This is a genomic window from Planctomycetota bacterium (assembly GCA_016872555.1).
Lineage (GTDB): Bacteria > Planctomycetota > Planctomycetia > Pirellulales > UBA1268 > F1-20-MAGs016.
The window spans coordinates 1-3113 of sequence record VGZO01000119.1; the positions used below are offsets into that span (position 1 = coordinate 1).

5 protein-coding genes are annotated in these 3113 nt (G+C 70.4%); 4 read left to right on the forward strand and 1 reads right to left on the reverse strand.

Translation table 11 applies throughout. The features are described from left to right. Positions 1-113: 113 nt before the first annotated feature. Positions 114-530, forward strand: a complete 417-nt coding sequence (locus tag FJ309_17295; GenBank protein ID MBM3956330.1) for a M3 family metallopeptidase — start codon at positions 114-116, stop codon at positions 528-530. A 113-nt stretch (positions 531-643) separates the two neighbouring features. Beyond that, on the forward strand, positions 644-1378 hold the full coding sequence (locus FJ309_17300) for a hypothetical protein (GenBank protein MBM3956331.1): 735 nt from the start codon (positions 644-646) through the stop codon (positions 1376-1378). Here FJ309_17300 and FJ309_17305 read toward each other — a convergent pair. Then, positions 1149-1700: a hypothetical protein gene (locus tag FJ309_17305; GenBank protein ID MBM3956332.1), complete on the reverse strand. Its 552-nt coding sequence runs from the start codon at positions 1698-1700 to the stop codon at positions 1149-1151. The two genes, FJ309_17300 and FJ309_17305, sit on opposite strands and share 230 nt — an antisense overlap. On the opposite strand from FJ309_17305, the gene FJ309_17310 reads away from it, so the two are divergent. Together FJ309_17310 and FJ309_17315 are read left to right on the forward strand one after the other, a co-directional pair. Next, complete coding sequence (locus FJ309_17310) at positions 1668-2294, forward strand: hypothetical protein (protein MBM3956333.1); 627 nt, start codon at positions 1668-1670, stop codon at positions 2292-2294. The two genes, FJ309_17305 and FJ309_17310, sit on opposite strands and share 33 nt — an antisense overlap. Continuing rightward, on the forward strand, positions 2074-2745 hold the full coding sequence (locus FJ309_17315) for a hypothetical protein (GenBank protein MBM3956334.1): 672 nt from the start codon (positions 2074-2076) through the stop codon (positions 2743-2745). The genes FJ309_17310 and FJ309_17315 overlap by 221 nt, the downstream gene beginning before the upstream one ends. Positions 2746-3113 lie beyond the last annotated feature (368 nt).

The window sequence follows — 3113 nt, forward strand, 5'->3', positions numbered from 1 at the left end:
ATTCCAGTTGAGCTAACGTAGTAGTACTAGGGGGAGTTCGTGCAGGTCCATGACGACCGGGCAATCTTTCAGGGACGGATAGACGAGCTGTCCGTGATCGACATCCACAGCCTCTGACCGGCGTCGGGCGCGAGGCGTCGAAGCCCCGGGAACGGCCGACTAGGACGCGGTCTGCGCAGACGCCAGAAAAACGCCACCGAAGCGGGTGCGGGGCGTTTCGAGAAACCCGCTCCGGACGCCCGGGCCGCTCCTCCCGAGGCTCACGAGTCGTTCATCAGCCGCAAGACCGGTGCGGAGGTGCCATTGACCGGGCTATCTTTTGGAGCGACGTCCTCACCGCCGACGCCTGGGAGGCGTTCACCGAGGCGGGGGGGCCGTGGGACGCGGCCGTGGCGGAGCGCCTGCGGAAGCACGTCTTCTCGGTGGGCAACACGGTCGATCCCGGCGAGGGATACCGGGCCTTCCGCGGCCGCGAGGCCGTCACCGCCCCCTTCATGCGCCAGCACGGGTTCGAGCCGGCGGCGAAGTGAGCGCTGGCGGAGCGAAACCAGCCTTGTCCGCCCCCGGCGGTGGCGGCTAGTGTGCGGGCCCGGGGAGGCATGCCCATCCGCTCTCCGCTTCCCCCCTCCCCCGCACGCCCGCCATGCGCTCCCTCCTCGACTGGCTCCTCTACGCGCAGACCGGCGGGCAGTTCCGCCATCTCGTCGGCCTGACCACGCACTACGCCCCGCCCGACGTCGCCGCCTACCGGCGCTACCTGCCGCGGGCGCTGGGGATGCCGGCCCGTCCGGTGGTGAAGGTGTTCCTCATCGACTACCGCGACGTGGTTCCCTGGCCGCTGGTGCGCTACCAGGAGTGGTCGCTGCTCCTGCGCGCCGTCCACGGGGGCGCGGAGGGGTGGTATCCGGTGACGATGCCGGTGACGACCTGGGTGGCGCGCCAGGGGGGGCATCACCTCGGCTTCCCCAAGTACGTCACCCCCTCGATCGGCCTCGTCGAGACCCCCGACGGCGCGCGCGGCCATGCGCTCGCGCGGGGCCGGATGGAGGTGACCATGGACTTCCGCCTCGGGGCCCCGCCGCCCGCGCCGGGCGTGGAGCGGCGCCTCCTCGAGGCCGACTCGATCCTTCCCGACGACCTCCTCACCCTCAAGCCGGTGGGCAAGGGGCCGACGGCGCACCGCGTGCGCTTCGTCGACATGGTGGCGTCGCGCTGGGAGCGGTCGCCGGGCGTGGTGACGATCCGCGGCGACGCCGGCGGGCTGATCCCCCAGGGCACGGCGCTGGCGGCGAGCCTCCACCGCTACCGCGGCGGGATGAATCTGGTGGAAGCCTCCGCCCCGCGCGCCGCCCGGCCGCGCCGCGCCCCGGCCGCCTGATCCCGCGTTGCAATCCGCCGTCAGGCGAGCCCCCGGGGGCCTCGCAGCCCCGGCGCATGTCGTCGAGGAAGCGCGCCGCCGGGGCGGCGGGCACGAAGGCCGCCTCGAGCGCGGGGGCGTAGGGGGTGGGGACGAAGGCGCCGGTGAGCCGGCGAACGGGGGCGTCGAGGAGGTCGAAGCCCTTGTCGGCGACGCGCGCCGCCACCTCGGCGGCGAACCCGCACGACGCCGGCGGCTCGTCGACGACCAAGAGCCGGCCGGTGCGGGAGACGCTCGCGAGGATAAGCCCGTGCGACAGTGGGTGATCTCGGTGCCGAAGAATTTACGGGGTTTTCTCGCCGATCGGCCTGCGGCCGTCGCCGCTCTCACAAGAATCTTCATTGAGGAGATCGAGCGGCTGCTGGGCGCTGTCGCAGGCGTGACGAGTGACGCCAGCGCCCCCGCAGCCGCTCGCCCACGGCTCGGCGCCGTGTCCTTCCTGCACCGCTTCGGCTCGGCGCTCGAAGCTCACGTGCACCTGCACGTATGCGCAACCGAAGGCGTCTTCGTGCCGCCTGCCGACACCGCGCGGTGCGACACCCCGCCGGCGTTCCTGCCGGCCCGACCGATCAACCAGGCCGATCTGGCCGCGCTCACCGAGAAGGTGCGCCGTCGTGTCGTGCGTTGGTTCCGCATGCAGCGGCTCCTCGACGCCGATGCGGCCAGCGATATGGTCGCTCGAGAGAACAGCGGGTTTTCAGTCGACGCCAGTGTTCGGATCACGCTCAATAGACCGCGACGTGCCGAGCTATTTTCAGAGCCTCGAACACCTGACGCGATACTGTGCCCGGCCGCCCTTCGCGCTCGAGCGACTCTTCGTGAGCCGCGGTGCAGATGGCCAGATCGCTCGCATCCGCTACGTGCTGCCGAGACATAAGGCGGCCAACTGGGTCGGACCCACTCGCAGCCGCAAGTCCACGCGGCCGGGGGCCAATGGCGTCGTCGACCTCTCGCCTTTTGAGTTCCTCGACCGGCTCGCTGACCTCGTGCCGCCGCCGCGGAAGCACCGGCATCGCTATCACGGGGTGTTCGCCCCGAATCACAAGCTCAGGTCCGCCGTCACGGCGCTCGCCATCGGGAATGTCGGCAAGCCGCGTGATGCCGCGACTGGTGGGCATGCGGTCGGCGGACATGCGGCGGACGGAGATGCCACCGGCCACGGCTGCGACTCATGCGACAAACCGCCCTCCCACGACACCTCTCGACGCCAAAGGCCAAACTCATGGCCCGGGTGGGGGAGGAGTTTCCTTTTGCGTGCCCGGGGTGTGGTGGCGACATCCGCCTCATCGCGTTCATTACCGATCCGGGGCCGATCCGGAAAATCCTGACACACTTGGGCGAACCGCTCGAACCGCCGCCCGTGTCTCCCGCCCGTGGCCCACCGACCGACTGGGGAAACCTCGTGCAGGTCCACAACGAATGCGACGTGACTCAGACGTCGCCCGACGAACTGCCCGTGATCGACATTCGCAGCCTCTGACGGGATCCCATGCCACGGTGCGGACGGCCCGTGAGCAGGGCGGTTTCAGAGCGGGCTCGAGCCGACGAGAAAAATCCGGCCTTGAGCGTGGATAGGAAGCTCTTCGGCACCTCCACGGTCGGGCCGCATACGGCCCAGCCAGCTCCGGCGGTTGCTCCTCATAATCCGCCCCGCCAGGCCGACGCTTGCCGAAGTGCCATTGGCCGACCGATCCTT

Bases quoted from the DNA above. Each gene is read 5' to 3' on its own strand.
- FJ309_17315 (MBM3956334.1), top strand. From the start codon at position 2,074: ATGCGGCCAGCGATATGGTCGCTCGAGAGAACAGCGGGTTTTCAGTCG.
- FJ309_17300 (MBM3956331.1), top strand. From the start codon at position 644: ATGCGCTCCCTCCTCGACTGGCTCCTCTACGCGCAGACCGGCGGGCAG.